This window comes from Caenimonas terrae (assembly GCF_042655405.1).
In the GTDB taxonomy this organism is placed as follows: domain Bacteria; phylum Pseudomonadota; class Gammaproteobacteria; order Burkholderiales; family Burkholderiaceae_C; genus Ramlibacter; species Ramlibacter terrae_A.
The window spans coordinates 393,488-418,944 of sequence record NZ_JBHSMF010000009.1 but is presented as its reverse complement, the minus strand read 5'-3'; the positions used below and the strand labels follow the sequence as shown (position 1 = coordinate 418,944).

General features: G+C 68.4%; 27 protein-coding genes and 2 tRNA genes. 19 read left to right on the top strand and 10 right to left on the bottom strand.

Going from position 1 to position 25,457, the window contains the following annotated elements; translation table 11 throughout:
* Positions 1–3: 3 nt before the first annotated feature.
* On the bottom strand, positions 4–918 hold the full coding sequence (gene nhaR / locus ACFPOE_RS15825; protein ID WP_376851090.1) for a transcriptional activator NhaR: 915 nt from the start codon (positions 916–918) through the stop codon (positions 4–6).
* Between the two features lie 128 nt (positions 919–1,046).
* On the opposite strand from nhaR, the gene ACFPOE_RS15820 reads away from it, so the two are divergent.
* The 3 genes from ACFPOE_RS15820 to ACFPOE_RS15810 are packed head-to-tail and all read left to right on the top strand — an operon-like array spanning position 1,047 to position 2,729.
* Positions 1,047–1,301 carry a TFIIB-type zinc ribbon-containing protein gene (locus tag ACFPOE_RS15820; RefSeq protein WP_376851089.1) on the top strand — a complete coding sequence of 85 codons (255 nt, stop codon included), beginning with the start codon at positions 1,047–1,049 and terminating at the stop codon, positions 1,299–1,301.
* Between the two features lie 25 nt (positions 1,302–1,326).
* The gene (locus tag ACFPOE_RS15815) at positions 1,327–1,725 is read left to right on the top strand and encodes a TerB family tellurite resistance protein (protein ID WP_376851088.1); all 399 of its coding nucleotides are present in this window, start codon (positions 1,327–1,329) and stop codon (positions 1,723–1,725) included.
* Positions 1,722–2,729, top strand: a complete 1,008-nt coding sequence (locus ACFPOE_RS15810) for a TerC family protein (protein ID WP_376851087.1) — start codon at positions 1,722–1,724, stop codon at positions 2,727–2,729. Before ACFPOE_RS15815 ends, ACFPOE_RS15810 begins: the two co-directional genes overlap by 4 nt.
* Before the next feature lie 96 nt (positions 2,730–2,825).
* Here the strand turns inward: ACFPOE_RS15810 and ACFPOE_RS15805 are convergent, their stop codons facing one another.
* The gene (locus ACFPOE_RS15805; RefSeq protein ID WP_376851086.1) at positions 2,826–3,290 is read right to left on the bottom strand and encodes a tetratricopeptide repeat protein; all 465 of its coding nucleotides are present in this window, start codon (positions 3,288–3,290) and stop codon (positions 2,826–2,828) included.
* 272 nt (positions 3,291–3,562) lie between these two features.
* On the opposite strand from ACFPOE_RS15805, the gene ACFPOE_RS15800 reads away from it, so the two are divergent.
* The 3 genes from ACFPOE_RS15800 (at position 3,563) to ACFPOE_RS15790 (ending at position 7,602) form a co-directional block, all read left to right on the top strand.
* Positions 3,563–4,147, top strand: a complete 585-nt coding sequence (locus ACFPOE_RS15800) for a hypothetical protein (RefSeq protein WP_376851085.1) — start codon at positions 3,563–3,565, stop codon at positions 4,145–4,147.
* Positions 4,148–4,258: 111 nt separating this feature from the next.
* Positions 4,259–5,041: a fimbria/pilus periplasmic chaperone gene (locus ACFPOE_RS15795; protein ID WP_376851084.1), complete on the top strand. Its 783-nt coding sequence runs from the start codon at positions 4,259–4,261 to the stop codon at positions 5,039–5,041.
* 17 nt (positions 5,042–5,058) lie between these two features.
* On the top strand, positions 5,059–7,602 hold the full coding sequence (locus ACFPOE_RS15790) for a fimbria/pilus outer membrane usher protein (protein ID WP_376851083.1): 2,544 nt from the start codon (positions 5,059–5,061) through the stop codon (positions 7,600–7,602).
* A gap of 11 nt (positions 7,603–7,613) precedes the next feature.
* Here ACFPOE_RS15790 and ACFPOE_RS15785 read toward each other — a convergent pair whose 3' ends face one another.
* Positions 7,614–10,016, bottom strand: coding sequence for a UvrD-helicase domain-containing protein (locus ACFPOE_RS15785; RefSeq protein ID WP_376851082.1), 2,403 nt, complete (start codon positions 10,014–10,016; stop codon positions 7,614–7,616).
* 23 nt (positions 10,017–10,039) lie between these two features.
* Here ACFPOE_RS15785 and ACFPOE_RS15780 point away from each other — a divergent pair, with 23 nt between their 5' ends.
* Both ACFPOE_RS15780 and ACFPOE_RS15775 read left to right on the top strand, forming a co-directional pair.
* On the top strand, positions 10,040–10,741 hold the full coding sequence (locus ACFPOE_RS15780; RefSeq protein ID WP_376851081.1) for a hypothetical protein: 702 nt from the start codon (positions 10,040–10,042) through the stop codon (positions 10,739–10,741).
* Between the two features lie 121 nt (positions 10,742–10,862).
* Positions 10,863–11,840 carry a GMP reductase gene (locus ACFPOE_RS15775; protein WP_376851080.1) on the top strand — a complete coding sequence of 326 codons (978 nt, stop codon included), beginning with the start codon at positions 10,863–10,865 and terminating at the stop codon, positions 11,838–11,840.
* A gap of 51 nt (positions 11,841–11,891) precedes the next feature.
* Here ACFPOE_RS15775 and ACFPOE_RS15770 read toward each other — a convergent pair whose 3' ends face one another.
* On the bottom strand, positions 11,892–12,749 hold the full coding sequence (locus ACFPOE_RS15770; protein WP_376851079.1) for an alpha/beta hydrolase: 858 nt from the start codon (positions 12,747–12,749) through the stop codon (positions 11,892–11,894).
* Positions 12,750–12,834: 85 nt separating this feature from the next.
* Between ACFPOE_RS15770 and ACFPOE_RS15765 the strand changes: the two genes are divergently transcribed.
* The 5 genes from ACFPOE_RS15765 to ACFPOE_RS15745 all read left to right on the top strand — a co-directional run bounded on the left by ACFPOE_RS15765 (position 12,835) and on the right by ACFPOE_RS15745 (position 16,214).
* Entirely contained in the window at positions 12,835–13,518 is a 684-nt protein-coding gene (locus tag ACFPOE_RS15765) for a GntR family transcriptional regulator (protein WP_376851078.1), read from the top strand.
* Positions 13,515–14,396: a phytanoyl-CoA dioxygenase family protein gene (locus tag ACFPOE_RS15760; protein WP_376851077.1), complete on the top strand. Its 882-nt coding sequence runs from the start codon at positions 13,515–13,517 to the stop codon at positions 14,394–14,396. The genes ACFPOE_RS15765 and ACFPOE_RS15760 overlap by 4 nt, the downstream gene beginning before the upstream one ends.
* A 99-nt stretch (positions 14,397–14,495) precedes the next feature.
* On the top strand, positions 14,496–15,854 hold the full coding sequence (locus ACFPOE_RS15755) for an NAD(P)H-dependent oxidoreductase (protein WP_376851076.1): 1,359 nt from the start codon (positions 14,496–14,498) through the stop codon (positions 15,852–15,854).
* Positions 15,855–15,898: 44 nt separating this feature from the next.
* Positions 15,899–15,974 (top strand) — tRNA-Ala (locus tag ACFPOE_RS15750).
* 164 nt (positions 15,975–16,138) lie between these two features.
* A tRNA-Lys gene (locus ACFPOE_RS15745) sits at positions 16,139–16,214 on the top strand.
* A gap of 153 nt (positions 16,215–16,367) precedes the next feature.
* On the opposite strand, the gene ACFPOE_RS15740 is transcribed toward ACFPOE_RS15745, so the two are convergent.
* Positions 16,368–17,291 (bottom strand): LysR family transcriptional regulator, encoded by a 924-nt coding sequence (locus ACFPOE_RS15740; RefSeq protein ID WP_376851075.1) that lies wholly within the window; start codon positions 17,289–17,291, stop codon positions 16,368–16,370.
* 107 nt (positions 17,292–17,398) lie between these two features.
* On the opposite strand from ACFPOE_RS15740, the gene ACFPOE_RS15735 reads away from it, so the two are divergent.
* On the top strand, positions 17,399–18,289 hold the full coding sequence (locus tag ACFPOE_RS15735) for an aldo/keto reductase family oxidoreductase (protein WP_376851074.1): 891 nt from the start codon (positions 17,399–17,401) through the stop codon (positions 18,287–18,289).
* On the opposite strand, the gene ACFPOE_RS15730 is transcribed toward ACFPOE_RS15735, so the two are convergent.
* On the bottom strand, positions 18,286–19,011 hold the full coding sequence (locus ACFPOE_RS15730; protein ID WP_376851073.1) for an alpha/beta hydrolase: 726 nt from the start codon (positions 19,009–19,011) through the stop codon (positions 18,286–18,288). The genes ACFPOE_RS15735 and ACFPOE_RS15730 overlap by 4 nt on opposite strands.
* Positions 19,012–19,368: 357 nt before the next feature.
* Here ACFPOE_RS15730 and ACFPOE_RS15725 point away from each other — a divergent pair, with 357 nt between their 5' ends.
* The gene (locus ACFPOE_RS15725; RefSeq protein WP_376851072.1) at positions 19,369–19,632 is read left to right on the top strand and encodes a hypothetical protein; all 264 of its coding nucleotides are present in this window, start codon (positions 19,369–19,371) and stop codon (positions 19,630–19,632) included.
* A 277-nt stretch (positions 19,633–19,909) separates the two neighbouring features.
* On the opposite strand, the gene ACFPOE_RS15720 is transcribed toward ACFPOE_RS15725, so the two are convergent.
* From ACFPOE_RS15720 to ACFPOE_RS15705, 4 genes are all read right to left on the bottom strand, one after another.
* On the bottom strand, positions 19,910–20,167 hold the full coding sequence (locus ACFPOE_RS15720; protein ID WP_376851071.1) for a DUF5985 family protein: 258 nt from the start codon (positions 20,165–20,167) through the stop codon (positions 19,910–19,912).
* Between the two features lie 4 nt (positions 20,168–20,171).
* Entirely contained in the window at positions 20,172–20,429 is a 258-nt protein-coding gene (locus ACFPOE_RS15715; protein ID WP_376851070.1) for a DUF5985 family protein, read from the bottom strand.
* A 1-nt stretch (position 20,430) separates the two neighbouring features.
* Complete coding sequence (locus ACFPOE_RS15710; RefSeq protein WP_376851069.1) at positions 20,431–20,817, bottom strand: hypothetical protein; 387 nt, start codon at positions 20,815–20,817, stop codon at positions 20,431–20,433.
* A 242-nt stretch (positions 20,818–21,059) separates the two neighbouring features.
* Positions 21,060–22,424, bottom strand: coding sequence for a chloride channel protein (locus ACFPOE_RS15705; protein ID WP_376851068.1), 1,365 nt, complete (start codon positions 22,422–22,424; stop codon positions 21,060–21,062).
* A 68-nt stretch (positions 22,425–22,492) separates the two neighbouring features.
* On the opposite strand from ACFPOE_RS15705, the gene ACFPOE_RS15700 reads away from it, so the two are divergent.
* The 4 genes from ACFPOE_RS15700 to ACFPOE_RS15685 all read left to right on the top strand — a co-directional run bounded on the left by ACFPOE_RS15700 (position 22,493) and on the right by ACFPOE_RS15685 (position 25,413).
* Positions 22,493–23,014 (top strand): MarR family winged helix-turn-helix transcriptional regulator, encoded by a 522-nt coding sequence (locus ACFPOE_RS15700; RefSeq protein ID WP_376851067.1) that lies wholly within the window; start codon positions 22,493–22,495, stop codon positions 23,012–23,014.
* A 490-nt stretch (positions 23,015–23,504) separates the two neighbouring features.
* Positions 23,505–23,714, top strand: a complete 210-nt coding sequence (locus ACFPOE_RS15695) for a hypothetical protein (protein WP_376851066.1) — start codon at positions 23,505–23,507, stop codon at positions 23,712–23,714.
* A 140-nt stretch (positions 23,715–23,854) separates the two neighbouring features.
* Positions 23,855–24,136, top strand: coding sequence for a hypothetical protein (locus tag ACFPOE_RS15690; protein WP_376851065.1), 282 nt, complete (start codon positions 23,855–23,857; stop codon positions 24,134–24,136).
* 41 nt (positions 24,137–24,177) lie between these two features.
* Positions 24,178–25,413, top strand: a complete 1,236-nt coding sequence (locus tag ACFPOE_RS15685) for a multidrug effflux MFS transporter (protein WP_376851064.1) — start codon at positions 24,178–24,180, stop codon at positions 25,411–25,413.
* Positions 25,414–25,457: the final 44 nt, after the last annotated feature.

The following is a 25,457-nucleotide window of genomic DNA, read 5'->3' as shown; positions in this document are numbered from 1 at the left end:
GCCTCAGCGGAACAGGTCGCGCCGCGCGGCCTGCGTGATGGCCAGCACCCCGGGGTGAGTCAGGCGCCGCTCCACCGACAGCACATAGAACTCCTCCAGCAGGTCGCTCGCCGCGCCGAGCCGGTCGACCTGGTATTGGCGGGCGATTTCGCCCTCCAGCACGGCCGGGCCGGCAATGACCCCAAGCCCTTCGCGGCCGAACGCCTTGGCCAGCGCGCTGTCGTCGAACTCCGCAGCCACCCGTGGCATCAGCCCCTGCTCGCGTAACCACGCATCGAGGCGCGGCCGGACGGCGCAATCCTGCCCCGGCAGCAGCAGCGGCAGCTGTGCCAGGCAAGCGGGGAACCTGGCGCGCGCCTGCCGCAGGCTCAGCCCGCAGCGCCTGAGCAGCGCCGGTGCCGCGAAAAAGCTGATCGCGCTGCTTCCGAGCAGGTGGGTGAAAGCCTTGATGCTCACGCCGGCCGGCAGCGGAACGTCCGAGACGATCAGGTCGAGCCGGTGCACGGCCAGTTCGGCCAGCAGCGCCGTGAGCTTGCCTTCGTGACACACCAGGCGCGCCTGCGGCGTCGCGGCCAGGCTCGGCTCCAGCACCTTGTACGCCACGGCCTTGGGGACGGAATCCACGATGCCGACCCGGAACGTGGATTGCCAGGGACCCTCGCGACCGGAATGCAGCGCCTCCTGCAGCGCCGTGCCCAGCGCGAAGATCTCGTCGGCGTAGCGCAGCACCAGCCGGCCGGCCTCGGTGGGCTCCACGCCCCGACCGGCCTTGCGCAGCAACGGGCGGCCCAGCCGCCCTTCCAGCGCCTTGATCTGGCCGCTGAGCGTCTGCGGCGTCAGGTGCAGCCGCTCGCTGGCCTTGGCCACGCCGCCGGCATGCACCACCGTCCAGAAGTAATGCAGGTGCTTGTAGTTCATCAGGCGCTCCTGTCGTTGCGAAAAATTCGAATGATGTGGGGCAAAAATCGGATTTTCCTGCGGGTGGGCCGCCGCTAGATTTGGCTGGTCGCTGCATCCGCAGCAGCCACCAAGGAGACCGATCCACCATGAAATGCCCAACCTGCCCGACCTCGACGCTGATCATCACCGAGCGCAGCAACGTCGAGATCGATTACTGCCCCCAATGCCGCGGAGTCTGGCTCGACCGCGGCGAACTCGACAAGCTGGTCCAGCTGTCCGGCCAGCGCGGTCCGGACCTGCGGGATCTGCCCGGCCGGCGCGACCCCGACAGCCACGACAACGCTGCGTATGTCCGCCAGCGCAAGCACCGCAAGACCTGGCTCGGCGAAATTTTCGATTGACCCCCAACCACAGACAGGCACACCCATGAGAAGCTATCCCCGCAACAGCGCCCAGGCAGCCGCCCGGATCGTCGCCCTGGCCGCCATCGTCGACGGCCACCTGAGCCACTCGGAGCTGCGCATCCTGGACCGGCTGGACGCCCATCGCCGCCTGGGCCTGGACCGGCTGCAGATGCACGACGTCATCAGGGACCTGACGGAAGACCTGCTGAGCACGGCGAGCAGCCACTGGGACGCCGCCTGCCGGATCGACGCCGAGACCCTGTCGGCCCTGATGGCGGAGGTCGACGACCCGCAACTGCGCGAAACCGTGCTGCACCTGTGCCTGGCCGTCGCCCAGGTCGACGACCACTGGTCCGATGGTGAGCTGTGGATCATCGCCGCCGCTTCGGAGCGCTGGCAACTGCCGGCGCTGCCCCGATGAACGAGCTGGCGCAGTCCCTCTTCCTCGGCCACGCGCTGTGGCTGTGGCTGGTCTTTGCCGGCGTCGTGGTGACGCTGCTGGCGCTCGATCTGGGCGTGCTGCACCGGTCGGATCGCGCGATCGGCATCGCCGAGAGCCTGTGGCTGTCGGCCGGCTACATCGCCGTCGCGCTGCTGTTCGGCGGCTGGCTGTGGTCGCAGCTCGGCGCCGAGCGCGCGATCGAATACTTCACCGGCTTCGTGATCGAGAAGTCGCTGTCGATGGACAACGTGTTCGTGATCGCGATGATCTTCTCCTTCTTCGCCATCCCCCGGCAATACCAGCACCGCGTGCTGTTCTGGGGCATCCTGGGCGTCATCGTGCTGCGCGCGGCGATGATCGGCCTGGGTGCGGCGCTGGTCACCCAGTTCTCGTGGGTGCTGTATGTCTTCGGCGCCTTCCTGATGCTGACCGGGGTGAAGATGCTCTGGATGGCCGACCACCAGGGCGATCTCGAGACCAACCCGCTGCTGAAATTCCTGCGCCGGCATCTGCGCGTGACCCCGCAGTTGCGCGGCAACGCCTTCTTCGCGCGCGAGCCGCATCCGGACGGCGGCAAACCGGTGCTGTGGGTCACCCCGCTGTTCCTGGCTCTGTGCCTGGTGGAATTCGCCGACCTGATCTTCGCCGTCGATTCGGTGCCGGCGATCTTCGCCATCACGACCGACCCGTTCATCGTGTACACCAGCAACATCTTCGCCATCCTCGGCCTGCGCGCCCTGTACTTCGCGCTGGCGGCGATGATCCACCGGTTCGCCTACTTGAAGTACGCGCTGGCCCTGGTGCTGGTGTTCATCGGTGGCAAGATCTTCCTGGTCAACATCATCGGCAAGATTCCCCCGCTGGCCAGCCTGGGCGTCACGGCAGCCCTGATCGCCGGCGGCGTCGCGGTCTCGCTGTGGAAGACGCGGTCGCCGCGCGCGCCCGGGCTGCGGCGGCCGCTGCCGGACGACGCCGGCGGGTGAGGGCGGCATGCCCTCGATCGACGTCATGCCAGCCAGTGCGCAAGCCGCCCGGAACACGACCCGCGCCGCGCCTGCTCCAGCACCAGCCTGTCGGACTCAGTTCTTCGCCTGGTACTCGGCGATGGCCTTGGACAAGTCTGCGTATTCCTCGCAGCTGCGATTGCCGCAGATCCTTTCCAGTTCGGCCAGGTGCTTCTGCGCTTCCTCGGGCTTGCGTTCGGTGAGGTAGGCCTCGCCGATGTACTCGTGCGCACCCTTGTGGCGCGGGTCGATCCGCAGCGCCGTGTTGTAGTGCTCGAAGGCCTTGGCCAGGTCCGGCGACGGCGACTTGCGGTAGCTGTAGCCAAGCAGGCTGTGCGCCTCCGCATTGCCCGGGTCGGCGCGCACCACGGTGCTCAGTTCCGCAACCGCCTTGTTGTAGTCGTGCACTGCCAGCGCCTTGCGGGCGATGGTCATGCGCTCGCGCGCCGACGGGGTGGCCGGCGAGGAGCCGGGCTCGTCCGCAGCATGGACGTTGAGGGCGACGGCGACGAGCGCCAGCAGCAGGGTTCTGGCTTGCATGGTCATCTCTCCTGGGACCGGTGGCGGCCGCCAGTTTGGTCCAAGCCGCAGCGGCCGTCAACCACGCGCCTATGCAGGCATGCGCGAATTTTCAAGTGAATTTTTCCCAAGCTCCCTACAGATGATGCTTAAGGGCGTCCGCATTCCTGCTTCTAACATCCCCGGGCGCCGGCCCCGCCGGACGCATCGCAAGCGTTTCACGCTCCGCCTCCTTGCGTGCACGGGGAAGGCAGTTCCGGATGATGTGCACCTTTTTGAAAGAGGGACTCGACATGAATGCGTACTTTGGGCCAACCCGCACCAGGCTTGCGCTCGCCGCCGCGCTGGCGCTCGCCGGCAGCGGCGCCATGGCAGGGACGGTGGGCGGCAGCGTTGCGCCGATCAACACACTGGTGGAGAACGACACTACCGGCATCACGATCGTCGGCGCGACCGGCCAGACCGACACGACGATCGTGACGGGAACGATCGACAACAACTCCGAGAGCGGCTGGAAGCTGACCGTCACCTCGGCCAACACCGGCAAGCTGGTGCGCACGAGCGGCAGCGGCGGACCGGGCGCCGGCCGCGAAATCCTCTACACCAACGTCAAGTTCGTCAAGACCGGCGGCACCCTGGGTGCCGGCCTGACCGATCCGAACGGCTCCAGCAAGAACATCGTCACCGGCACGCTGGGCGGCGGCGTCGCCGGCACCACGATCTTCAACACGGGCAGCGCGGTAGGAACCCCGGGAACCGCGACCACTGCCACCGTCGGCTACGCCTATGCATTGAAGATCAGCTGGTCCGCCGACACCAGCCTGCTGTCCGGCACCTACAGCGATTCCCTGACCCTGACGCTGGCCGACGACAGCTGACCGGCCCGGGCCGGCCCGCACGGGCCGGCCGCGGATCTTCCGCCCACCGGCAGCCCGTTCCCTTCGCCGGGAGCGGTGCATTGTCTTGTCCAATGAACCGGGAAGGTCCCGATGAGGCCCTGGCTGCTGTCGATCCATTTCGCCGCCGCGATCGCGGCCGCTTCGCCCCTGCAGGCGATCGCATACACCATGACACCCAGCCAGGTCACCCTGCTGCCTTCGGGCGGCGGGGCGAGCACCTTCCTGCGGCTGGAAAACAAGGAGGCGCGTCCCGCCGCCGTGGAGATCACTGTCCAGGAACACCGCAAGGACCTGGACGGCAAGACGCTGCAGGGTGCACCGGCCGACGAGGACTTCATCGTCTATCCCGCGCAGATCGTGATGCTCCCTGGCGACGAAGTGGCCGTGCAGGTGCGCTGGATCGGCGCGGCGCCGCTGGCCGCCGAACGGGCGTACACGCTGGTGGCGCGCGAGGTCCCGATCCCGCGGCCGGCGCAGGAGCCCGACCCGGCGGGCGGCGTCCGCCTGGACATCCGGGTGCAGGTGAACTACGAGGCCCGGATCTACGTCACGCCGGCCGGCGCCAAGCCGCGCGTGGTCGTCGAGTCGGTGGCCGAGCGCAGCGCCGACAGCACCAGCCCGGCGGCGGGTCCGCAGCTCGAAATCATCCTCGCCAACGAAGGAACGGCGCACCAGGCGCTGACCGACCTCACGCTGCGCGTGGTGCCGCTCGACCCGGCGGGCGTCCCGCTGCGCCAGCAGGCCGTGTCGATCCCGGCGCGTGAAGTTCCGGCCATGCGGCCGCACCTGCTGGCAGGCCAGCGCCGCCGCCTGCTCGTCCCGCGTCCTGCCGGATTGCCCGCCGGGCCTGTGCAGGTCCTGTTGTCCCCCTAGCGGCGGCAGGCCCGCGCATGCCCTGCAGCCAGGCTCTCGCAAGGAACAGCATCGGGCGCGCCTGCCGCGTCTGCGGGCCCTGGCTGCTGGTCTGCCTCTGCGTGGCGCCGTGCATCGGATGGGCCGCGGAGCCCGGAAGCGGCAAGACCCGCGATGAGTTGTTCCTGGACGTCTTCAAGCGGCCGCCGCCGGACATTCCGATCAGCGCTTATGTCGTCGTCGCCATCGACGGCGCGGCACCGCAAAAGCTCAGGGCCGTGCTGTCGCGGGACGAGTCCGCGCTCCAGCTCGAGGGCAAGCCCTTGGCCCAACTGCTGTCGGCGCGCCTGCGGCCCGAACTGGTCGAGCAACTGCGCCGCCGCATCGATGGGCAGGGCTGGCTGTCCCGGCGCGCGCTGGAGGAGGCCGGCATCGCCACGGCGTACGACCCGAGGAAATTCGAGTTGACCGTCACCACTGCGGCGCAGTCGCGCGGCAAGACGACCAGCTACCTGAACGCCGCGCCGGTCGACCTGGCCACTGCGGACGCCATCCGGCCGGCGCCGCTCTCGGCCTTCCTGAACTACAACATCAAGAGCAGCCAGCTGACCCAGAGCGTTGCCGGCACCACCAGCCGGGAGCACACGCTGGGCCTGGCCGTCGACGGTGCGCTGAAGGCACAGGACGTGGTGTTCGAAGGAGCGGCCTTTGGCCAGGCCGGCGGCGGCGCCAGCGCATTCCAGCGCGGCGACATGCGCCTGGTGGTGGACCAGCCGCAGCGCGCCATTCGCTACAGCGCCGGCGACCTGCGCTATCCGGTGGTGGGCTACCAGACCGTGGTCGACATGGGCGGGGTCGGGGTCTCGCGCGACTACTCGCTGCAGCCGCAATGGCGCAACTACCAGTCCGGCCAGTTCGAGTTCTACCTCGAGCGGCCTGCCGAAGTGAAGGTCTGGGTCAACGATTCCCTTGTCAGCACGCTGCAGCTGCCGGCCGGCAGCCACGACCTGCGCGGCCTGGCCCCGGCGATCGGGTTGAACAACACCCGGCTGGTGATCGAGGACAGCTCCGGCCGGCGCCAGACGCTGGACTTCTCGTTCATCTCCAGCCCGATGCTGCTGGAGCGGGACCAGAGCATGTTCTCGTACAACGCCGGCTTCAGGCGCCGCCTGAGCGACGGCGCCTATCGCTATGACACCGGCCAGCCGGTGCTCTCGGCGTCCTACCTGCGCGGCGTGAGCAATGTCACCACACTCGGCGGCTACGCGCAGGCGGACCGCTCGCGCGCGGTGGCGGGCCTGCAGGCGATCCACGCTCTCGCCAGCAGCACGGTGCAACTGGACGCGGCGGCCAGCCGCTCCGCCGGAGCGACCTGGGACGTCGCCGCCAGGCTCGACTGGCTGCACCTGCCGGACACCCGCGGGCCGGCGGTCCAGTCAGAAGTGTCGCTGGAGTACCTGGGCCGCAACTTCGGCTCGATCAACGAGACGCTCCCGGCGCAGCGCGACCGGATCAACCTCTATTCATCGCTGTCGCTGCCGCTGGCCGGCGCAACGACGCTGCGCCTGAACGGCAGCTACACGCCGGCACGCGACGCCGGCCGCGCCGACGCCTACAACCTGGCGGCGACGCTGGTGCGCCGCTGGGGCAAGTGGACCACCACCACCGTCTCGCTGCGGACCCGCCGCTTCGCCACCGGCGAACGGGACACCGGCGTCGCCTTGGGCATCAGCTTCAGCTTCGGCGATGGCAGCGGCAATGTGTACGCGGCGCGCGAGAGCGAGAGCGGTGCCACGACAGTCGCCTGGAACTCCGTGCGGCCCGGCAACGCGGCGCTGCCCTACGGATTCGCCTCCGTGCGGGCCGGTCCGGGACCGCACGAAGCCATTGCCGGCGCCGGTTACTGGGGCCGCCAGGGGCTGGCAGAAGCGGCGCAGACCCACCGCGAATTCGACAGCGCCGCCGGCCGCTACCGCACCGACGAAACCGCGCTGCGCATGCAGGGCTCGCTGGTCTTTGCCGACGGGGCTTTCGGGCTGGGTCGCTCGGTCGCCGACAACTTCGCCATCGTCAAGGGCAAGGAAGGCCTGGCCGGCGTGCCGATCAAAGTCGACCCCGACAGCCAGGGCGGCAGCGCGGCCAGCTCCGGCTGGCTCGGTCCCGCCGTGGTGAGCGACCTGGCCAGCTACCAGCTGCGCGAACTGCGGGTGGAGCCGGTCGATCCGCCGATCGGCGCCAGCCCCGAGAAACTGCGCTACATGCTCGCTCCCGCCTACAAGAGCGGCTTCCTGCTGGAGCTGGGCAAGGAGGTGGCGATGGTCGCAGTCGGCCGGCTGGTGGACGGCAGCGGACAGCCGCTGCCGCACCTGCCGATCGAGATCCGCCGGATCGGCGACGCAGCGGCCAGGCCGCTGCTCACGTTCACCGGCCGCAGCGGCAGCTTCCAGCTGCCGGACGCCAAGCCCGGGCGCTACGAAATCCGCCCCGCCGCGACGGCGCCATGGGGCAGCGTGGCGGTCGACTTGCCACAGGCGCCCGACGGCCTGCTGCGGCTCGGCGACGTGCGGCTGCCGGCCCGCTGAGGACGGCCGCCTCAGGTCACCGGTGTCAGCTTGGCGACCGACAGCGCCAGCCACTTGATGCCGTGGCGCGGGAAGTTGACCTGCGCGCGCGCATCGTCGCCCAGGCCCTCGATCGACAGCACCGTGCCCTCGCCGAACTTGGTGTGGAACACCTTCATGCCGGCGCGCAGGCCGTGCGCCGGCGCGGCCTTCTGCACCGGCACCGCGGGGTTGGCGAAGCTGGGGGTGGTGTCGCGGCTGTAGTTGCTGGTGCGGGTGCTGGGATAGCCCGAGCCGTAGCCGAAGGCGGAGCCGCCGAAGTTCTGGTTTTTCGGCGTCAGCCACTTGAGCGCGCCCTCGGGCAGCTCGTCGAAGAAGCGGCTCTTGACGTTGTAGCGGGTCTGGCCGTGCAGCAGGCGCGTCTGCGAATAACTCAGGTAAAGCCGCTTGCGCGCGCGCGTGATCGCCACGTACATCAGCCGGCGCTCTTCCTCTAGCCCCTCGTATTCGGTCATCGAGCGCTCGCTGGGAAACAGGCCCTCCTCCAGCCCGGTAATGAAGACGCAGTCGAACTCCAGCCCCTTGGCCGAATGCACCGTCATCAGCTGCACCGCGTCCTGGCCGGCCTGCGCCTGGTTGTCGCCCGATTCCAGCGCGGCGTGGGTGAGGAAGGCAGCCAGCGGCGACAGCGTCTCGCCGGTCTCAGCGTCCGGCGGCACGTAGTCCGGAGCAGTCCGATCGTCCTGAGCGTGTCGAAGGATGACCTCCGGCAGGCTGGGGTCCAGGCCCTGGCTGGCCGGGCTCTGGCGCAGCATGGTGCCGTGCTCGTCGATCGGCAGCGCCACTGCATCGCGGCCGAAGCCTTCCTGCGTGACGAAGCTCTCGGCGGCGTTGACCAGTTCCTCCAGGTTCTCCACCCGGTCGGCGCCTTCGCGCTCGGCCTTGTAGTGGTCCACCAGGCCCGACTCCTGCAGCACCTGCTCGATGATCTCGCGCAGCGTCAGGCCGGCGGTGCGCTCGCGCAGCACGTCGATCTTGGCGACGAAGGCGCCGATGTTGGCGCCGGCCTTGCCGGTGGTGGCGCTCACCGCGTCGTGCAGCGAACAGCCGGCCACGCGCGCGGCATCCTGCAGCTGCTCGATGCTGCGCGCGCCGATGCCGCGCGGCGGGAAGTTGACGACCCGCAAGAAGCTGGTGTCGTCGTTCGGGTTCTCCAGCACCCGCAGGTAGGCCAGCGCGTTCTTGATCTCGGCGCGCTCGAAGAAGCGCAGCCCGCCGTACACGCGGTACGGCACCGCGGCGTTGAACAGCGCCGTCTCGATCACCCGGCTCTGCGCGTTGCTGCGGTACAGCACCGCGATCTCCTTGCGCTCCATGCTGCCTTCGGGGCCGTCGCCGCGCACCAGGTGACGCATTTCCTCCACCATCCACTGGGCCTCGGCCAGGTCGGTCGGCGCCTCGTACACGCGCACCGGCTCGCCCGGACCCTGGTCGGTGCGCAGGTTCTTTCCCAGGCGGGTCTTGTTGTGCGCGATCAGCTCGTTGGCCGAATCCAGGATGTTGCTGAAGCTGCGGTAGTTCTGCTCCAGCTTGATCTGGTGCTTCACCTCGAATTCGCGCACGAAGTCCGCCATGTTGCCCACCCGCGCGCCGCGGAAGGCGTAGATGCTCTGGTCGTCGTCGCCGACCGCCAGCACCGAACTCTCGGGGCCGGCGAGCATCTTGAGCCAGGCGTATTGCAGCTTGTTGGTGTCCTGGAACTCGTCGACCAGGATGTGGCGGAAGCGCCGCTGGTAATGCTCGCGGATCGGGTCGTTGTCGCGCAGCAGCTCGTAGCTGCGCAGCATCAGCTCGCCGAAGTCGACCACGCCCTCGCGGTTGCACTGGTCTTCATACAGCTGGTAGATCTCCACCTTCTTGCGGTCCTCGTCGCTGCGCACTTCCACCATGTTGGGGCGCAGGCCCTCTTCCTTGTTGCCGCTGATGAACCACTGGGTCTGCTTGGCCGGGAAGCGCTCCTCGTCGACGTTGAACTGCTTCATCAGCCGCTTGATCGCCGACAGCTGGTCCTGCGTGTCCAGGATCTGGAAACTCTGCGGCAGGTTGGCCAGCTTGTAGTGCGCGCGCAGGAACCGGTTGCACAGGCCGTGGAAGGTGCCGATCCACATGCCGCGCACGTTCACCGGCAGCATCGCGCCCAGCCGCGTCATCATCTCCTTGGCGGCCTTGTTGGTGAAGGTGACGGCCAGCACGCCGCCCGGCGAGATCTGGCCGGTGGAGAGCAGCCAGGCGATCCGGGTGGTCAGGACGCGGGTCTTTCCGGACCCCGCGCCAGCCAGGATGAGCGCATGCTCGTTGGGCAGCGTCACCGCGGCCTTCTGCTCGGGGTTGAGATTCTGGAGCAGCGGGAGCTCGTGGGCGACTTCTGGGAACATAGGGGCCATTGTAGGAAGACGACATGGATCGCGACGTGTGCATTCGTTCCCGGGCCGGCCAGGTCCTGCTGGCGCTGGCATCGCTGGCCAGCCCCTGGGCGGCCGCGCAGTCCTATTGCTCCAGCGACGGCCAGACCCAGCCGGCCCGGCTGCTGGAACGCTTCATCAGCGCCGACTGCGAGTCCTGCTGGGCGGGCGGCACGGAGCCGGCGCAGCCGGACGAACTGGCGCTGGACTGGATCGTTCCCGGCGGCAGGGGCGAAGAGGCGCCGCTGTCGGCGGCCGCCAGCCGCGACGCACTGGCGCGGCTGGCGGCGCTCGGGCGCCAGCCCCCGGTGGAGATCGATGCGGCCCGCCTCGTGGTGCAGGCGCCCAGGCGCGGCCTGCGCGTGAGCCACGGCCTGCCCTTCAACGGCTACCTGGGGACCTCGCTGGAACTGAAGTCGCCGGACCGGCAGCCGTGGTCGGCCTGGCTGCTGCTGGTGGAAACCATCCCGGCCGGCAGCGACGGCACCCCGATCGAGCGCAACCTCGTGCGCAACGCCCTGCAACTGGCCTGGCCGGCAGCGGCCGGCCAGGCCAGGCTGTTCGAAGCGCGGCCGATGAACATTCCCGAAGGCGCCCACCCCGACCGGCTGCGGGTGGTGGGCTGGGTGCAGGATGGGCGCGGCCGTATGAGGGCTATAGCGCAATCCAGATGCGCGCCCGCCGGGGCCGGCGGGTAGAATCAGGCACCGGGCCCAAGCAATTGCGCCCGGTTTTTTTCGGCCCGCGCGGGAAGAAATGCCGGGCCAAGTCCAAGCGCTCACCTGTTCAACCGACAGCCTTCAGGAGCTTGGAAACATCATGGAAATCTTCGACTACGACAACGTCCTGCTGTTGCCGCGCAAGTGCCGCGTGGATAGCCGTTCCGAATGCGACGCCAGCGTGGAGCTGGGCGGGCGCCGGTTCCGCATCCCGGTGGTGCCGGCCAACATGAAGACCGTGGTGGACGAGAAGATCTGCCTCTGGCTGGCGCAGCACGGCTTCTTCTACGTGATGCACCGCTTCGACCTGGACAACGTCAAGTTCGTGCGGCACATGAAGGCCAAGGGCGTGTTCGCCTCGATCTCGCTGGGCGTGAAGAAGCCCGACTACGACACGGTGGACCAGCTGGCCGCCGCCGGCCTGGTGCCCGAGTACGTGACCATCGACATCGCGCACGGCCACGCCGATACGGTCAAGAACATGATCGCCCACCTGCGCGAGAAGCTGCCCTCCACCTTCATCATCGCCGGCAACGTCGGCACGCCGGAGGCGATCATCGACCTGGAAAACTGGGGCGCGGACGCGACCAAGGTCGGCATCGGCCCCGGCAAGGTCTGCATCACGCGGATGAAGACCGGCTTCGGTACCGGCGGCTGGCAGCTGTCGGCGCTCAAGTGGTGCGCCCGCGTGGCCACCAAGCCGATCATCGCCGACGGCGGCATCCGCGAGCACGGCGACATCGCCAAGAGCGTGCGCTTCGGCGCCACCATGGTGATGATCGGCTCGATGCTGGCCGGCCACGAGGAGTCGCCGGGCCAGACCGTGGAGGTCGACGGCAAGCTGTTCAAGGAGTATTACGGCAGCGCCTCGGACTTCAACAAGGGCGAATACAAGCACGTGGAGGGCAAGCGCATCCTGGAGCCGGTCAAGGGCCGGCTGGCCGACACGATGCGCGAGATGGAAGAAGACGTGCAGAGCTCCATCAGCTATTCCGGCGGCAGGAAGCTGCTGGACATCCGCAAGGTCAATTACGTGATCCTGGGCGGCTCCAACGAGGGCGAGCACCTGCTGATGTGACGTGGGCAGTCCGGCTGCCGGATCAAGTCCGGCATGACAGATTGCGACACTTCAAACGCCCAGGAATTCCTTGGCCATGCGATGCAGCCGCTGGTCCGGCTGCAGCAGCGCATCCAGCACGCTGAAGTGGTTCAGCCCCGGCAGCACGTCGGCCACCGGCACCGACGCCGGTCCCCATGCCTTGCGGATCGATTCCACCTGGCGATGGAACTCCGCGCTCTCGTCGCCACCGGCGACGGCTGCCAGCACGCCGGTCGCCGGCGCCGGCAGCAGCGCGGGGCTGGCCTGCCGCACCTGCTGCGGCGTGAGCTTCAGGTCCACCTGCAGGAACGGCGTGTGCATGATCGGCTCCAGGTCGTGCAGGCCCGAGATCGACAGCGCGTTCTTCACCAGGTCCGGCGGCAGCTCCTTGCCGTATACCGGCCACAGGCAGGCCAGCATCATGGCGGCCAGGTGGCCGCCGGCCGAGTGGCCGACCACGGTGATGCGCGACGGATCGCCGCCGTGCCTGGCGATGTTGCGCCAGGTCCAGGCCAGCGCCGCCACCATCTGCATCGTGATCTGCGGCACCGTCACCGCCGGCGCCAGCGCGTAGTTCGGGATCACGACGCAGGCCCCTTGGCGGGTGAACGCGGGAGCGACGAAGGCGTGGTCCTTCTTGTCCAGCGCGCGCCAGTAGCCGCCATGGATGAAGAACAGCACCGGCGCGTCGGCCTGCTCCGCCTCGAAGATGTCCAGGTGCTCGTTGGGCCCGCCGCCATAGCGGATGTCGAGCCGGCACCGCTGCGTGCGCAAGGCCTCGCCCGAAGCCGCAGACCAGCGCCGGAAGTAGTCTGCATAGCTGGGCACCAGGGCCCGGTTGTTGTACATGCTGTCCAGCCAGGCGCCGTCCCAGGTCGTCGTCTTCATCGAATTCCCCTCTTGATGGCCCGATCTTGTCACACCGCTTGCCTTTCTTCCAAGGCCACCGTATTCTGTATACAGAGTTCGCCACATGACCGCCCACCTCGTCAAACTCGACAGCGCGCCCGACCTGGTGGAACAGGTCTACGAGAGCCTGCTCGACGCGATCAGCGAGGGCTCGCTGGCGCCGGGCGAGCGCCTGATGCAGGAAGACATCGCCGAACGCCTCGCGGTGTCGCGCCAGCCGGTGCTGCAGGCGCTGCGGCTGCTCAAGAAGGACGGCTTCGTGCTGGACGCGCCCGGCCGCGGCGTGCTGGTGGCGCCGCTGGATGCGCAGTGGATCGCCAAGGTGTACCAGGTGCGCGGGGCGCTGGATGCGCTGGCCGCGCGGCTGGCGGCTGCGCAGCGCTTCCGCATCGACCCCAGGCTGCTCGAGCAGGGCCGCAAGGCCGCCCGCGGGCGCAACGTCAAGGCGATGATCGACGCCGACATCGCCTTCCACAGCGCCATCTACGCCGCCTCCGGCAACCCGCTGATCGAGCAGAGCGCGCACCAGCACTGGCGCCACCTGCGCCGCGTGATGGGCGCGGTGCTGCAGTCCTCGCGCCAGCGCGAAGCGCTGTGGGACGAGCATGAGGCGATCGCCAAGGCGATCGCCGCCGGCGACGGCGACCGCGCCGCCCGCCTGATCGACAGCCACAGCCGGCAGGCCAGCGACACCCTGGCCGGCCGGCTGTCCCAGGTTCTCAAGACCCGTGAAGGAGACAAACCGTGAAATTGACGAAGAAGCAGCTGGAACAGTTCGACCGCGAGGGCTACCTGTTCTTCCCCGGCCAGTTCATCCCGGCCGAGACGCGGACGCTGACCGCCGCCGTGCCCGAGCTGTACGGCCGGCGCGAGGCCTACAACGTGCGCGAAAAGGGCAAGGACGCCGTGCGCACCAATTTCGCCGCCCACATGTACAGCGAGCCCTTCGCCAAGCTGGCGCGCCATCCGCGCATGGTGGGGCCGGTGATGGACCTGTTCAACGAGCAGGTCTACATGCACCAGTTCAAGATCAACGGCAAGGCCGCCTTCGAAGGCGACGTCTGGCAGTGGCACCAGGATTACGGCACCTGGCTGAACGACGACATGATGCCCACCGAGCGCGCGATGAACGTGGCGATCTTCCTGGACGACGTCAACGAGTACAACGGCCCGCTGATGTTCATCCCGGGCAGCCACAAGAAGGGCGTGGTGGAGGCCAAGCACGACCTCACGACCACCAGCTATCCGCTGTGGACCGTCGACAACGCGCTGATCGCCCAGCTGGTGGAGCGCGCCGGCGGCAAGAACGGTGGCATCGTCTCCCCCAAGGGGCCGGCCGGCTCGATGATCCTGTTCCACAGCTGCCTGGTCCACGCCTCGGGCAGCAACCTGTCGCCCTGGGACCGCGTCAGCGTCTACCTGAGCCTGTGCGCCGTCAGCAACCACATCCGGCGCTTCAAGCGGCCCGAGTACATCGCCCACCGCGACTTCACGCCGATCCAGACGCTGCCGGACGACTGCCTGCTGAAGGACTCCCCGGTGGACCTGCCGTGGAAGGACGGCCTGCCGGCCAGCGCGCTGCAGACCACCAGCGTGCCCTTCGATGAGATGAAGCAGGCGGCGTAGCGACCGTTCGCCCTGAGCCTGTCGAAGGGCTCATTCCAAGGCCGCGCTGGGGCTTCGACAAGCTCAGCCCGAACGGATTATTCCAATGAGATTATTCCAATGAACCTCCATTCCAAACTGCTCCAGCGCGCTTCCGACGGCAAGCCGGTGCGCATCGGCCTGATCGGCGCCGGCAAGTTCGGCTCGATGTACCTGGCGCAGATTCCGCGCACGCCGGGCGTGCACCTGGTGGGCATCGCCGACCTGTCGCCGGACGCCGCCCGGACCAACCTCGCGCGCGTCGGCTGGAAGCCGGAAGCGACGGCAGCCAGCTCGCTGCAGGACGCGATCAAGACCGGCGCCACCCACATCGGCGAGGACTGGCAGGCGCTGGTGCGCCATCCGGGCATCGACGTGATCGTCGAGTGCACCGGCAACCCGATCGCCGCGGTCGACCACTGCCTGCAGGCCTTCGCCAACGGCAAGCACGTGGTCAACGTCACGGTGGAGGCGGACGCCTTCTGCGGCCCTTTGCTGGCACGGCGCGCGGCCGAGGCCGGCGTGCTCTATTCGCTGGCCTTCGGCGACCAGCCGGCGCTGATCTGCGACCTGGTGGACTGGGCCCGCACCTGCGGCTTCCCGGTGGTGGCGGCCGGCCGCGGCCACAAGTGGCTGCCGCACTTTTCGGAGTCGACGCCCGAGACGGTTTGGGGCTACTACGGCCTGACGCCGGAACAGGCGCAGCGCGGCGGCCTGAACCCGAAGATGTTCAACAGCTTCCTGGACGGCTCCAAGCCCTCGATCGAGAGCACCGCGGTGTCGAACGCGACCGGCCTGGGCGTGCCGAGCAACGGCCTGCTCTATCCGCCGGCCAGCGTGGAGGACATCCCGTACGTGACGCGGCCGATCAGCGAGGGCGGCGTGCTGGAGCGCAAGGGCATGGTGGAAGTGATCTCCTCGCTGGAGAAGGACGGCCGGCAGATCCCCTACGACATCCGCATGGGCGTCTGGGTGACGGTGGAAGGCGAGACCGAGTACATCAGGAACTGCTTCGAGGAATACAACGCCCACACCGACCCCAGCGGGCGCTACTTCACGCTCTACAAGCGCTGGCACCTGATCGGGCTGGAGGTCGGCGTGTCGGTGGCCAGCGTCGCGCTGCGCGGCGAGCCGACCGGCGTCGCCACCGGCTGGAACGCCGACGTGGTGGCGACAGCGAAGAAGGACCTGGCGCCCGGCGACATGCTGGACGGCGAAGGCGGCTACACGGTCTGGGGCAAGTTGCTGCCGGCCGAGCGTTCGGCGGCGATGGGCGGGCTGCCGCTGGGCCTGGCCCACGACGTCAAGCTGGTGCGGCCGGTGAAGAAGGGCCAGAGCCTGTGCTGGTCCGACGTCGCCATCGACACCGGCACCAACGCCTACCGCGCCCGCAGGCAGATGGAAGAGCTGTTCGCGCCGCCGGTGCGCAAGGTGGCCTGAGGGCTCGCGGCCCGCAATTCGCTGCGCTAGAATTGTCTGGTCGTGGGGGGGTAGCTCAGCTGGGAGAGCGCCGCGTTCGCAATGCGGAGGTCGTGAGTTCGATCCTCATCCTCTCCACCACACGAGCAGCAAGCCCCGGGTGTCCGCACTCGGGGCTTTTCTCTTGGCGCATGGCGCTCGAAGGCTGGCCGCGGAGTTTGGTATGATTGCGCCCGACGCGCACAGGAATCGACGCCCCCCGGCGCTTGCGACCGCCGCGGCAAACCCGTCAACAGTTTTCGAGTGGGCTCTTAGCTCAGTTGGTAGAGCAGCGGACTCTTAATCCGTAGGTCGAGTGTTCGAGTCACTCAGGGCCCACCACTCACACCCGCAAGGGACCTGAAAAGCCTGCTATCCAATCGGTAGCAGGCTTTTTTTATCCCGGAATGCTGAGGCCAAAGGGGACAGCCGCCCTCGTCTCGCACTGCGCGCCGTCCTGGTGACTGCGGCTTCAGGATTCGCGCACCGCACCGATCACTCTTGCGCACGCTGCTGCCAAGGCGGCAAGGCCTTGACGAAATCCACGAAAGCCCGAAGCGTGGCTGGCAGATGGCGGCGGCCGGGGTAGTAGAGGAATGGCCCGGAAAAGCGCGGCCACCACGGCTCGAGCACGGGCTCGAGCTCGCCGCGCTCGAAGTACGGACGCAGCCAGTCCTCGAAAAGATAGATGACACCAGTGCCGGCCACGGCCGCATCCACGGCCAGGTCGGTGGCCGCGCCGATGCGCACCAGCAGCGGCCCGGTCGGCTCGATCTTCACCAGTTCTCCCCTGCGTTCGAATTCCCAGGCGGGCATGGACCCGCTTGCAAACTGGCCGCGCAGGCAGGCGTGCTCCAGCAGGCCACGCGGGTGCTTCGGCCGGCCCCGCTGGTCCAGATAGCGCGGCGAAGCGGCCGCGGCAAAGCGTTGCTCGCGCGGGCCGATCGGAATGGCGATCATGTCCTGCTCGAGTCGCTCGTCGTAGCGGATGCCCGCGTCGCAGCCGGCGGCAAGCACGTCGACGAAGCTGTCCTCCGCGATCACTTCCAGCCGGATCTCCGGATACGCGGCGAGAAAGCCCGGCACGATGCGAGGCAGCACCAGCCGGGCGGCGCTGACGGGCACGTTCAGGCGCAGGGTGCCCGCGGGCTTGTCGCGAAACCCGTTGACCAGGTCGAGCGCGGCCTCCACCTCCTTCAACGCGGGTTCCAGCCGGTCCAGCAGGCGCAAGCCCGCTTCGGTGGTCGCCACGCTGCGGGTGGTGCGATGAAGCAAACGCACGCCCAGTTGGTCTTCCAGGCGGCGGACCGCTTCGCTCAGGCTGGAAGCGCTGTTGCCGGTGACGCGCGCCGCCTCACGAAAACCGGCAGCCCGGGCCACCGCCAGGAACGCGTTGATGTCTGCGAGGTTGGACGGCATCGGGATCGATTGTTTGCAGTTCCGCACAACCTGTGCCGATTGGAACGGATTGTCGCACGCTGCCCGAATCCCTACATTCGCTGCTTCACTCACCGAAGGACCATCCGATGCGCTCATCGACCATTGCCGCGGCAGGCACATTTCCATTGGGCAGCCGCATTGTGAATCGCCTGGGCTACGGCGCCATGCAACTGGCCGGCAAGGGGGTCTTCGGCCCGCCGGCCAACCCGGACGCCGCGCTGGCGGTGCTGCGGGAAGCGATCGACGCGGGCGTCAACCACATCGACACCAGCGACTACTATGGACCGCACATCACCAACCAGCTGATCCGCCAGGCGCTGCACCCCTACGCGAACGACCTGACACTGGTCACCAAGGTCGGTGCCTTGCGCGGCCCGGATGCCTCATGGCAGCCGGCGCTCTCCGCCGAGGACCTGACCCGAGCGGTGCACGACAACCTGCGCAACCTCGGCCTCGATGTGCTGGAAGTGGTCAACCTCCGGCTGATGTTCGGCGTGCACGGACCTGCCGAGGGCTCGGTCGCGGAGCCATTGACGGCACTTGCCCAGTTGCAGCACCAGGGCCTGGTACGGCACATCGGACTGAGCAACGCAACGCGCAGCCAGGTCGCCCAGGCCCGCAGCATCGCCAGCATCGTCTGCGTTCAGAACCAGTACAACCTCGCGCACCGCAGGGACGATGCGCTGATCGACGACCTGGCCGAAGCAGGCATCGCCTACGTGCCCTTCTTTCCGATGGGCGGCTTCACGCCGTTGCAGTCGACCGCGCTGTCGGACGTGGCGCGTGAGCTCGGCGCCATGCCGATGCAAGTGGCGCTGGCCTGGCTGCTGCAACGCTCGCCCAACATCCTGTTGATCCCGGGCACGTCCTCGGTGGCGCATCTGCGCGAGAACATCGCCGCAGCGTCGCTCACGCTGCCGCCCCATGCGCTCGGCGCGCTCGAAGAAATCCGACCCGGCGCGGGGAGCCATCCTTAGCGCTGGCCGCCTGCAACCCGTTCGAGGAGGATGCGCGTGAGTTCCGCGGGACGGTTGCTGGCGACCATGTGCCCGGTGGAAATCTCCGCGTACTGCCACGCCTTCGACGAACGAATGCGCGCCGCGCAACGCCCGATCGCGCCGAGACCCGGATCGCCCGGCGGATGCGCCGTTGCGGCGATGTACGTGCGGCTAAACGGATGGTCCTCCAGTGGCCGGGAAAGGTGCACTGGATCCGTAAACGTGCCAGCAGGCTGACCGGTGCGGCGCGCTCTGATCCAGCGCCCCTCATCGGGCGAATCGAATTCGCGCTCCGGCGCAGGGAGCACCCAGGCTTCGTTCAGTTGGACCGGGGCGCACGTGTCAGCGCCGCGCACCAGCGCAAGCACACTTTGACCGCTGAATTCGGGCACGAGAGCGTCCAGATACACCAGGTGTTCCACGCGATCGGCGATGTGTTCCAGCGCGCCGCTGACCACGAAGCCCCCATAGGAGAAGCCGAGCAACACGATGTGGGAGAGATCCTCGTACAGAACGAGGTTGGCGACGTCGTGGACGTGGGTTCGCAAGGTGACCTGCGGACTTGCGAGATGGGCCCGATCGCCGATTCCAGTCAGGGAAGGCGTAAAGACATCGTGTCCCTGCGCCTGGAGCAGCTTGCGAACCTGACGGAACCCGTACGCTCCAGTCCATGCGCCGTGCACCAAGACAAATGTCGTCATCTCAAGTTCCTCCGTGCCGGCGATTCTGTTGCGCGCCCGCTTCCAAAGCAATCGAGGCCGGAACAGCAGGAGCCAGTGGCACTCCGCCGGCGACCTCGCCCCCCGAGCCACCCCAAGGGCACGCCGGAAGTGCTAGTCTGCATCACCGTCCCCTCTGTCGCTCCCTCCCCCCGACCCGTACCCTCGAAGCCATCCATGCCCAAAGTATCACTCGCGCTCCCAGCCCTTCTCCTCGCACTGCTCGCCGGGTGTGCAAGCGTGTTCCCGCCAGCGCCTGCGCCCGCATCTGCATCTGCAGCCGCCAGCTGTGAAGTTGCAACCGTCCCTGCCGGCGCTGTCTTCGGCGTGCGCCAGGGGATGAGCATCGCCACTTACACTGCCGGCACGCCGGCCGGCAGCTCCGGCTGCCAGCGTGTGTGGTACGGCGATAGGGCCCGTCCTGCATCGATGCAGGTGCTGGCGACATACTATTTCGTGGGCGGCCACGTCCAGCGTCTCGTCGGCCGGGTTCCGGGCGGCACGGACTACGAATGCCACTATCGCGATGGCGAGCTCGACGCCGCCAGGTCGCGCAATGCGGCGCAGTGCCCGAAAGCCAGCGAGGCGAAGCCGGTCCCCTGAACAAGGCCGTCAATCGGCTCCCAGGTTCCGGCCTGTTCGTCGTACCGCAGCCGGACCCGCCAATCAAACCACCACAGGAGCCCACCATGAGCCTGCGCACGATTTGCCTAGTTCTCTGCCTTGCAGCCTGTGCCGGTTGCAGCACCAAACCGAACCGGTGTACGTCGGGGTACCACGAGCAAGGAACGCTCTGCATGCCGAACTGGCAGTAGCGTTGCCGAATCAAGCCAGCGTTTGAATTCGTCGGGGAAGCCCCCGTCGCGGGCCGCAGGAATGCTCACTGCCGCGGCCGGTTCTTCTGCCAGATGGCCAGCAGGATCAGGCCATAAGAGAGCAGGCGCACGCCGTAAAACAGCACACCCTCCTCGTTCCCCCCGACGAAGAGGCCCAACGCCACCCGGTTGGCGCCCTCGATCAGGAACGACAGCGCGAACAACAGGAAGAACGGGTCGCGCGTCTGGCGCCAGAAGCGCAGGAAGAACAAGCCTGCGACCAGCGATGCAACCGCGATGGCACCCGTCAGCATCTGATTCATGCGCTTACTCCTCTTCCCAGATAAGTCCGAACAGCAGCAGGAGCAGCGCCACCAATCCGGTGGCCAGCCGCAAGGTGCTGAGATCGACCGTCGGAAGCAGCAGCTTGTCCAGGACCAGCAGCAGATTGTTCACGCTCAACCCGGCAAAGCACAGCGCGCTCCAGAACAGCAGGCGCGCCCTGCTCGCCAGCCAGGCGCGCAGCAGCAGGCCGGAGCAGGCGATGCTGGTGACGGTGCAAAGCAGATAGATGACGACAGCCATGTCATGTGTCCTTGCGCCAACGGAATGCGTCGGCAAATTGCTGGGCCCGCCTGTTCACGCCTGAATGGATCAAGCCGGTGATCGCGAGGAGATCGCTCGTGTAATGCAGCGCGAGCCGGTCCAGCAGTCCGGCCAGTTGCGGCGATGGCGCATATCGATAGCCTATGGCTTCGCCAGCGCCGGCCGCCGCGATGCCTGATGCCGCCAGCGCCGCCAGCAGCTGCGCGGCCTGGGGCTCGGACACATAGATCCGCCTGGCCAGCTGCGACGCGCTCCAGGTCGAACCGGCCTCGCGGCGCAGCAGCAGCAGCGACTCGATGTAGGGAACCGAGGGCACGCTGGTGAGGACAAAGCGCCGGATGTCGTCGGGAAGCGAGGCTTTGTTCATGCGCTGCGCCGCCTCTGGACCTGCTGCGCGATCCATTCACCCACGCGCCAATGGCTGGCCCGGCGGGCGGTCAGGCGAAGACAGGAGTGGTGCATACGCAATGGTAGGGGGCGGGCCACCGGAGAGCTGCAAAAAATGCGAGCCCACCAGGGGCTCGCGTGAATCCCGGGGATAAAACCCGTGGCCGACCGGAGCTCGAGTCCGGCGGGAAGCCAATTATATTTGTATAAATGTGATCGGTGCTACCCGCGCGGCGGCGCTGCGGCGTGGTCCGTCCGGTCGGGATCGGCCGGCGGTCCGAGGCGCATGAGTTGCAGCTTGGCCAGCGAGGGGTACAGAGGGTGGCTCAACACGCGCGAAATGACGCTGGCAGCGAGGGCGCACGCCATCAGGCTCAGCACCATCTCGTGGCCATCGACCATTTCCATCACGATGATGAAGGACGTCAGCGGCGCCTGGGTGGCCGCCGCCAGGAAGCCCGCCATGCCCAGCGCGATCAGCGTCGGTGCATTGGGGTAGTGCAACAGAAGTGCGACGTCGTTGCCCAGCGCGGCCCCGATCGCCAGCGAGGGCGCGAAGATTCCGGCCGGCACGCCCGACCAGGTCGTCAGCCAGGTCGCGATGAACTTGAACAGCACATACACGGCCGGGGTGCTGTCGGTCCCGGCCAGCATGTCGCGCGTGTGGCTGTAGCCGCTGCCGAAGGTTGCTCCGGCGGTCGCCAGCCCGATGGCGGCCACCGCCAGCCCGCACAGGCCCGCAAACAGCACCGGCCGGCGCTGGCGCATGCGGCTGAACCAGTCCCTGGACCGGCCGCCGAGCGAGATCACGAGCAGCCGGGAGAACAGCCCGCCCGCCAGGCCGCTGGAGACCGCGACCAGCAGGCCTGGAAGCAGCAGCGGCCAGCCCACGTCGCTGACATGAATGATGCCGAAGTAGGTTCCGTTGCCGGAGATCGACACCGCGATCAGGCCGGCCAGCACGATCGCCGCGACGATCAGGCCGCTGTTGCGCTGCTCCGGGGTGCGCGACAGTTCCTCGATGGCAAACATCACGCCGGCCAGCGGCGTGTTGAATGCGGCGGCGATCCCCGCCGCACCACCGGCCACCAGCAGCCCATGGTCCGTGACCGACGACCGGTGCGGGAGCCAGCGGCGGGCCGCGAGCATCACGCCGGCGGCAATCTGCACGCAGGGCCCTTCCCGTCCCAGCGACAGCCCGGCCAGCAGGCCCCATGCGGTCAGGCAGATCTTGGCGACGGCCAGGCGCAGCGACACGAACAGGCCGCGGTGGCCGGCATCGACTGCGGAATCGAGCGATGCCATCACCTGGGGGATGCCCGAGCCGGCCGTCCCCGGCGCGTAGCGGCGCGTCACCCACACGATCGCCGCGGTACAGGCCGGCGTCCAGAGCAGCGGCAGCCAAGGCCGGATGTCGCGCCAGCCAGAGAACAACGCCAACGCCTGCTCGGTCAGCCAGGTGAATCCGACGACGGTCAGTCCTGCTGCGGCCGCGAACGACATCACGATGGCCCGGGACCACCAGAGCCGCCAGTCGCCCAGTTCCCTCCTCAGGGCGGCGCCGATGTGGTGGTCGTGCTTCGTCATGGGCTGCAGCCCGCAGCGGCCGTCACGGCGGACGGATGGAACATGGGCGGCGTCGCTATCATGAATGGATGTCCGCAGTCTCGAAAACAGCCGTCGCCAGCAAGCGCAAGGTCGACGCCGATGCCGCACCGCCGGAGTTGCCGGTCCGGGTTCTGCGCCGCTTCCGGGTGGTGTTCAACGCGGTCAAGACCCATTTTCGGCAGATCGAGACCGGGGCGGGTGTCGGCGGTGCCCAGTTGTGGGCGCTGGGAGTGGTCAGCGCGAACCCGGGGATCGGCATGAACGGCCTGGCCGGCGCCATGGACGTGCACCAGTCGACAGCCAGCAATCTAGTGAAATCGCTGGTGGAGCGCGGGTTGATCGCAGTGGTCAAGGACGGCGCCGATCGCAGGACGGTGGCACTGCGCATCCTGCCGGCCGGGCGCAGGGTGCTGCGCTCGGCGCCGGGCCCGTTTGCCGGCGTGTTGCCCGATGCGCTCGCGAGCCTCGATCCGCGCACGCTGGCGCGGCTGGACAAGGACCTGGCGACGCTGATTGCCGCATTGCAGGCCGACGAGGGCGCCGAAGGCATTCCGCTGGGACAGCTGTAGGGGTCGCGCGACACTGCGTTCAGCGCGCCGGACAAACGATGTCCGCGCGCGGGCTGCCGGCCCGGACCGCCTCGCCAGCGCCACGGACCTGCGTCGCCGGCAGCAGCGCGGCGGTGCAACAGACGAGGGCGAATTGCGCGAATTTCATGGCAGGGACTGCAGGATAGGGAACCCGGTTCCGGATCGGAGGCCGGGCTTGGCGGGTCAGCCGATCTTATAGCAACATTTGTGCAAATCTAACGGCGCTGGCCGCCGCCGCGCCGGACAGCCGTGCCGGCCACCGGCAGCTCGCAGTGGACGCGTCCGGGTGCGGCGCCGGCAGCAGCTGGCTCATCCGCTGCATCTTTACCGCCCCTTCATGGACGGGCGCCGCTCCCGCTGCGTTGTTGGTGGACCAACGCTGCCTGCGCATGATCTGACGGGCTCGCGATTGACACGCACAAGGCGCGCCGGCCGACAACCGGCCGGCGCGCCGCATCGGAGATTGACCATGATGATCGACCAGCAAACCCGCCCGCTGGCGGCCCGGCCTCCCAGCATCGAGGACGCCGCCGCCGACATCCGGCGCCTCACGGCGGCCCTGCAGGCCAGGCGCCAGGCGGCGCCGGACAACGCCGTGGAACTGGCTGCGCTGGCGATGGACCTGCAGCGCGCGTCGGCGATCTGGCGGCGCCTGGTTCCCACCGGCATCTGGGGCTGAGCCCCGCACGGGCCGCAGCAAGCGCGCCCCGTTCCCACGTGCGCTGGGTCGGCCTGCGCACAAGCGGCATCGGCAGCCGCTGACAAGGCCGCCCCGGCTGCCGCAGCACACTGGATGCGTCGCAACCGGGAGTCCATTCAATGAAGCAGCTGCCCAAAGCCCTCGAGCGCAACGGAGACCTGTGGGTCGCCGCGCCGACCAAACATCTCCTGTTCCGTGTCCTGCAGGACGTGCGGGCAGCCCTGGAAGCGCCGGCCGGCACCGACCGTGCCGAGCACCTGGCGTCCCTGACCAAGGTCGAGGCCCTGCTCGGGCTCGACAAGTTCGACCGCGCCCTGCCGCCGGTGAACGAGCAGCTGGGCGAGCCCACCGCGCAGCAGGCCGCCGTGCTGCGCAACCTGTACCGGCTGCGCCGGATCTGAGTTCCGCCACAAGCGAGCTGCCGTCCCCTGACAATGGGGGCATGAACCCAGACGCAGATCAACTCTGGCGCGCACCGCGCTGGGCCCTGGCGGCGCTGCTGGCGCTGCTGGGGATGCTCGGTCCCTTCTCGATCGACACCTACATCCCGGCGTTTGCCGGCATCGCGCATGCGCTGGACGCGACCCCGGTGGAGATGCAGCAGACGCTCTCCGCCTACCTGTTCGGCTTCGCCTTCATGAACCTGTTCCACGGCGCGCTGGCCGACAGCTTCGGGCGGCGGCCGGTGGTGCTGTGGGGGATCGCGGTGTTCACGCTGGCCTCGGCGGGCTGCGCGCTGTCGCAGACCGTGGGCCAGCTGGTGATGTTCCGCGCGCTGCAGGGGCTGTCGACCGGCGCCGGGATCGTGGTGTCGCGCGCCGTGATCCGCGACATGTTCCCGCCGGCGCAGGCGCAAAAGGTGATGAGCCAGGTGACGATCTATTTCGGCGTCGCTCCGGCCATCGCGCCGATCATCGGCGGCTGGCTGTTCGTCCATCTCGGCTGGCACAGCATCTTCTGGTTCCTGACCGGCGTCGGCGTGCTGCTCTGGACCGCCAACTTCAAGCTGCTGCCCGAGACGCTGCACGTGACGCAGCGCCAGCCGTTCAACGTGCGCAACCTGATGCAGGGCTACTGGCAGCTCGGTTCGGATCCCCGCTTCCTGCTGCTGGCGCTGGCCAGCGGCGTGCCCTTCAACGGCATGTTCCTGTACGTGCTGGCGGCGCCGGCCTTCCTGGGCGAGCACCTCGGGCTGGGGCCGCAGCAGTTCTTCTGGTTCTTCCTGCTGACCATCGGCGGCATCATGGCCGGCTCCTGGACCAGCGGGCGGCTGGCCGGCAGGATCCCGCCCAAGCAGCAGATCCGCTACGGCTTTTCCATCATGCTGCTGGTCTCGCTGGTCAACGTGGCCGCCAACATGCTGTTCGTGCCGCACGCGGCCTGGGCCATGTTCCCGATCGCGGGCTTCGCCTTCGGCTGGGCCCTGATGGTGCCGGTGGTCACGCTGCTGGTGCTGGACCTGTACCCGGAGCGGCGCGGGCTTGCATCGTCCCTGCAGGCCGTGATCGGCTCCACCGCGAACGGGCTGGTGGCCGGCGCCGTCACGCCGCTGGTGATGCACTCCACCCGCGCACTGGCGGTGGCCTCGATCCTGTTCCTGTCGGTCGGATTGTTCGCCTGGCTGTTCCTGCACCGCCGCTGGCCCGAGATGGGACGGGCCATCTCGGCGGCCGCCTGACGTGGCAACGCCCCCGGGCCTTGCGGCACAGGGGCGTTGCGAGG

Bases quoted from the DNA above. Each gene is read 5' to 3' on its own strand.
- ACFPOE_RS15820 (WP_376851089.1), top strand. From the start codon at position 1,047: ATGAAATGCCCAACCTGCCCGACCTCGACGCTGATCATCACCGAGCGC.
- ACFPOE_RS15770 (WP_376851079.1), bottom strand. From the start codon at position 12,749: ATGAAGACGACGACCTGGGACGGCGCCTGGCTGGACAGCATGTACAAC.
- ACFPOE_RS15720 (WP_376851071.1), bottom strand. From the start codon at position 20,167: ATGAATCAGATGCTGACGGGTGCCATCGCGGTTGCATCGCTGGTCGCA.
- ACFPOE_RS15685 (WP_376851064.1), top strand. From the start codon at position 24,178: ATGAACCCAGACGCAGATCAACTCTGGCGCGCACCGCGCTGGGCCCTG.
- ACFPOE_RS15785 (WP_376851082.1), bottom strand. From the start codon at position 10,016: ATGTTCCCAGAAGTCGCCCACGAGCTCCCGCTGCTCCAGAATCTCAAC.
- ACFPOE_RS15795 (WP_376851084.1), top strand. From the start codon at position 4,259: ATGAGGCCCTGGCTGCTGTCGATCCATTTCGCCGCCGCGATCGCGGCC.
- ACFPOE_RS15755 (WP_376851076.1), top strand. From the start codon at position 14,496: ATGAACCTCCATTCCAAACTGCTCCAGCGCGCTTCCGACGGCAAGCCG.
- ACFPOE_RS15730 (WP_376851073.1), bottom strand. From the start codon at position 19,011: ATGACGACATTTGTCTTGGTGCACGGCGCATGGACTGGAGCGTACGGG.
- ACFPOE_RS15710 (WP_376851069.1), bottom strand. From the start codon at position 20,817: ATGAACAAAGCCTCGCTTCCCGACGACATCCGGCGCTTTGTCCTCACC.
- ACFPOE_RS15765 (WP_376851078.1), top strand. From the start codon at position 12,835: ATGACCGCCCACCTCGTCAAACTCGACAGCGCGCCCGACCTGGTGGAA.
- ACFPOE_RS15705 (WP_376851068.1), bottom strand. From the start codon at position 22,424: ATGACGAAGCACGACCACCACATCGGCGCCGCCCTGAGGAGGGAACTG.
- nhaR (WP_376851090.1), bottom strand. From the start codon at position 918: ATGAACTACAAGCACCTGCATTACTTCTGGACGGTGGTGCATGCCGGC.
- ACFPOE_RS15800 (WP_376851085.1), top strand. From the start codon at position 3,563: ATGAATGCGTACTTTGGGCCAACCCGCACCAGGCTTGCGCTCGCCGCC.
- ACFPOE_RS15740 (WP_376851075.1), bottom strand. From the start codon at position 17,291: ATGCCGTCCAACCTCGCAGACATCAACGCGTTCCTGGCGGTGGCCCGG.
- ACFPOE_RS15690 (WP_376851065.1), top strand. From the start codon at position 23,855: ATGAAGCAGCTGCCCAAAGCCCTCGAGCGCAACGGAGACCTGTGGGTC.
- ACFPOE_RS15815 (WP_376851088.1), top strand. From the start codon at position 1,327: ATGAGAAGCTATCCCCGCAACAGCGCCCAGGCAGCCGCCCGGATCGTC.
- ACFPOE_RS15735 (WP_376851074.1), top strand. From the start codon at position 17,399: ATGCGCTCATCGACCATTGCCGCGGCAGGCACATTTCCATTGGGCAGC.
- ACFPOE_RS15775 (WP_376851080.1), top strand. From the start codon at position 10,863: ATGGAAATCTTCGACTACGACAACGTCCTGCTGTTGCCGCGCAAGTGC.
- ACFPOE_RS15780 (WP_376851081.1), top strand. From the start codon at position 10,040: ATGGATCGCGACGTGTGCATTCGTTCCCGGGCCGGCCAGGTCCTGCTG.
- ACFPOE_RS15715 (WP_376851070.1), bottom strand. From the start codon at position 20,429: ATGGCTGTCGTCATCTATCTGCTTTGCACCGTCACCAGCATCGCCTGC.
- ACFPOE_RS15790 (WP_376851083.1), top strand. From the start codon at position 5,059: ATGCCCTGCAGCCAGGCTCTCGCAAGGAACAGCATCGGGCGCGCCTGC.
- ACFPOE_RS15725 (WP_376851072.1), top strand. From the start codon at position 19,369: ATGAGCATCGCCACTTACACTGCCGGCACGCCGGCCGGCAGCTCCGGC.
- ACFPOE_RS15695 (WP_376851066.1), top strand. From the start codon at position 23,505: ATGATGATCGACCAGCAAACCCGCCCGCTGGCGGCCCGGCCTCCCAGC.
- ACFPOE_RS15805 (WP_376851086.1), bottom strand. From the start codon at position 3,290: ATGCAAGCCAGAACCCTGCTGCTGGCGCTCGTCGCCGTCGCCCTCAAC.
- ACFPOE_RS15810 (WP_376851087.1), top strand. From the start codon at position 1,722: ATGAACGAGCTGGCGCAGTCCCTCTTCCTCGGCCACGCGCTGTGGCTG.
- ACFPOE_RS15700 (WP_376851067.1), top strand. From the start codon at position 22,493: ATGTCCGCAGTCTCGAAAACAGCCGTCGCCAGCAAGCGCAAGGTCGAC.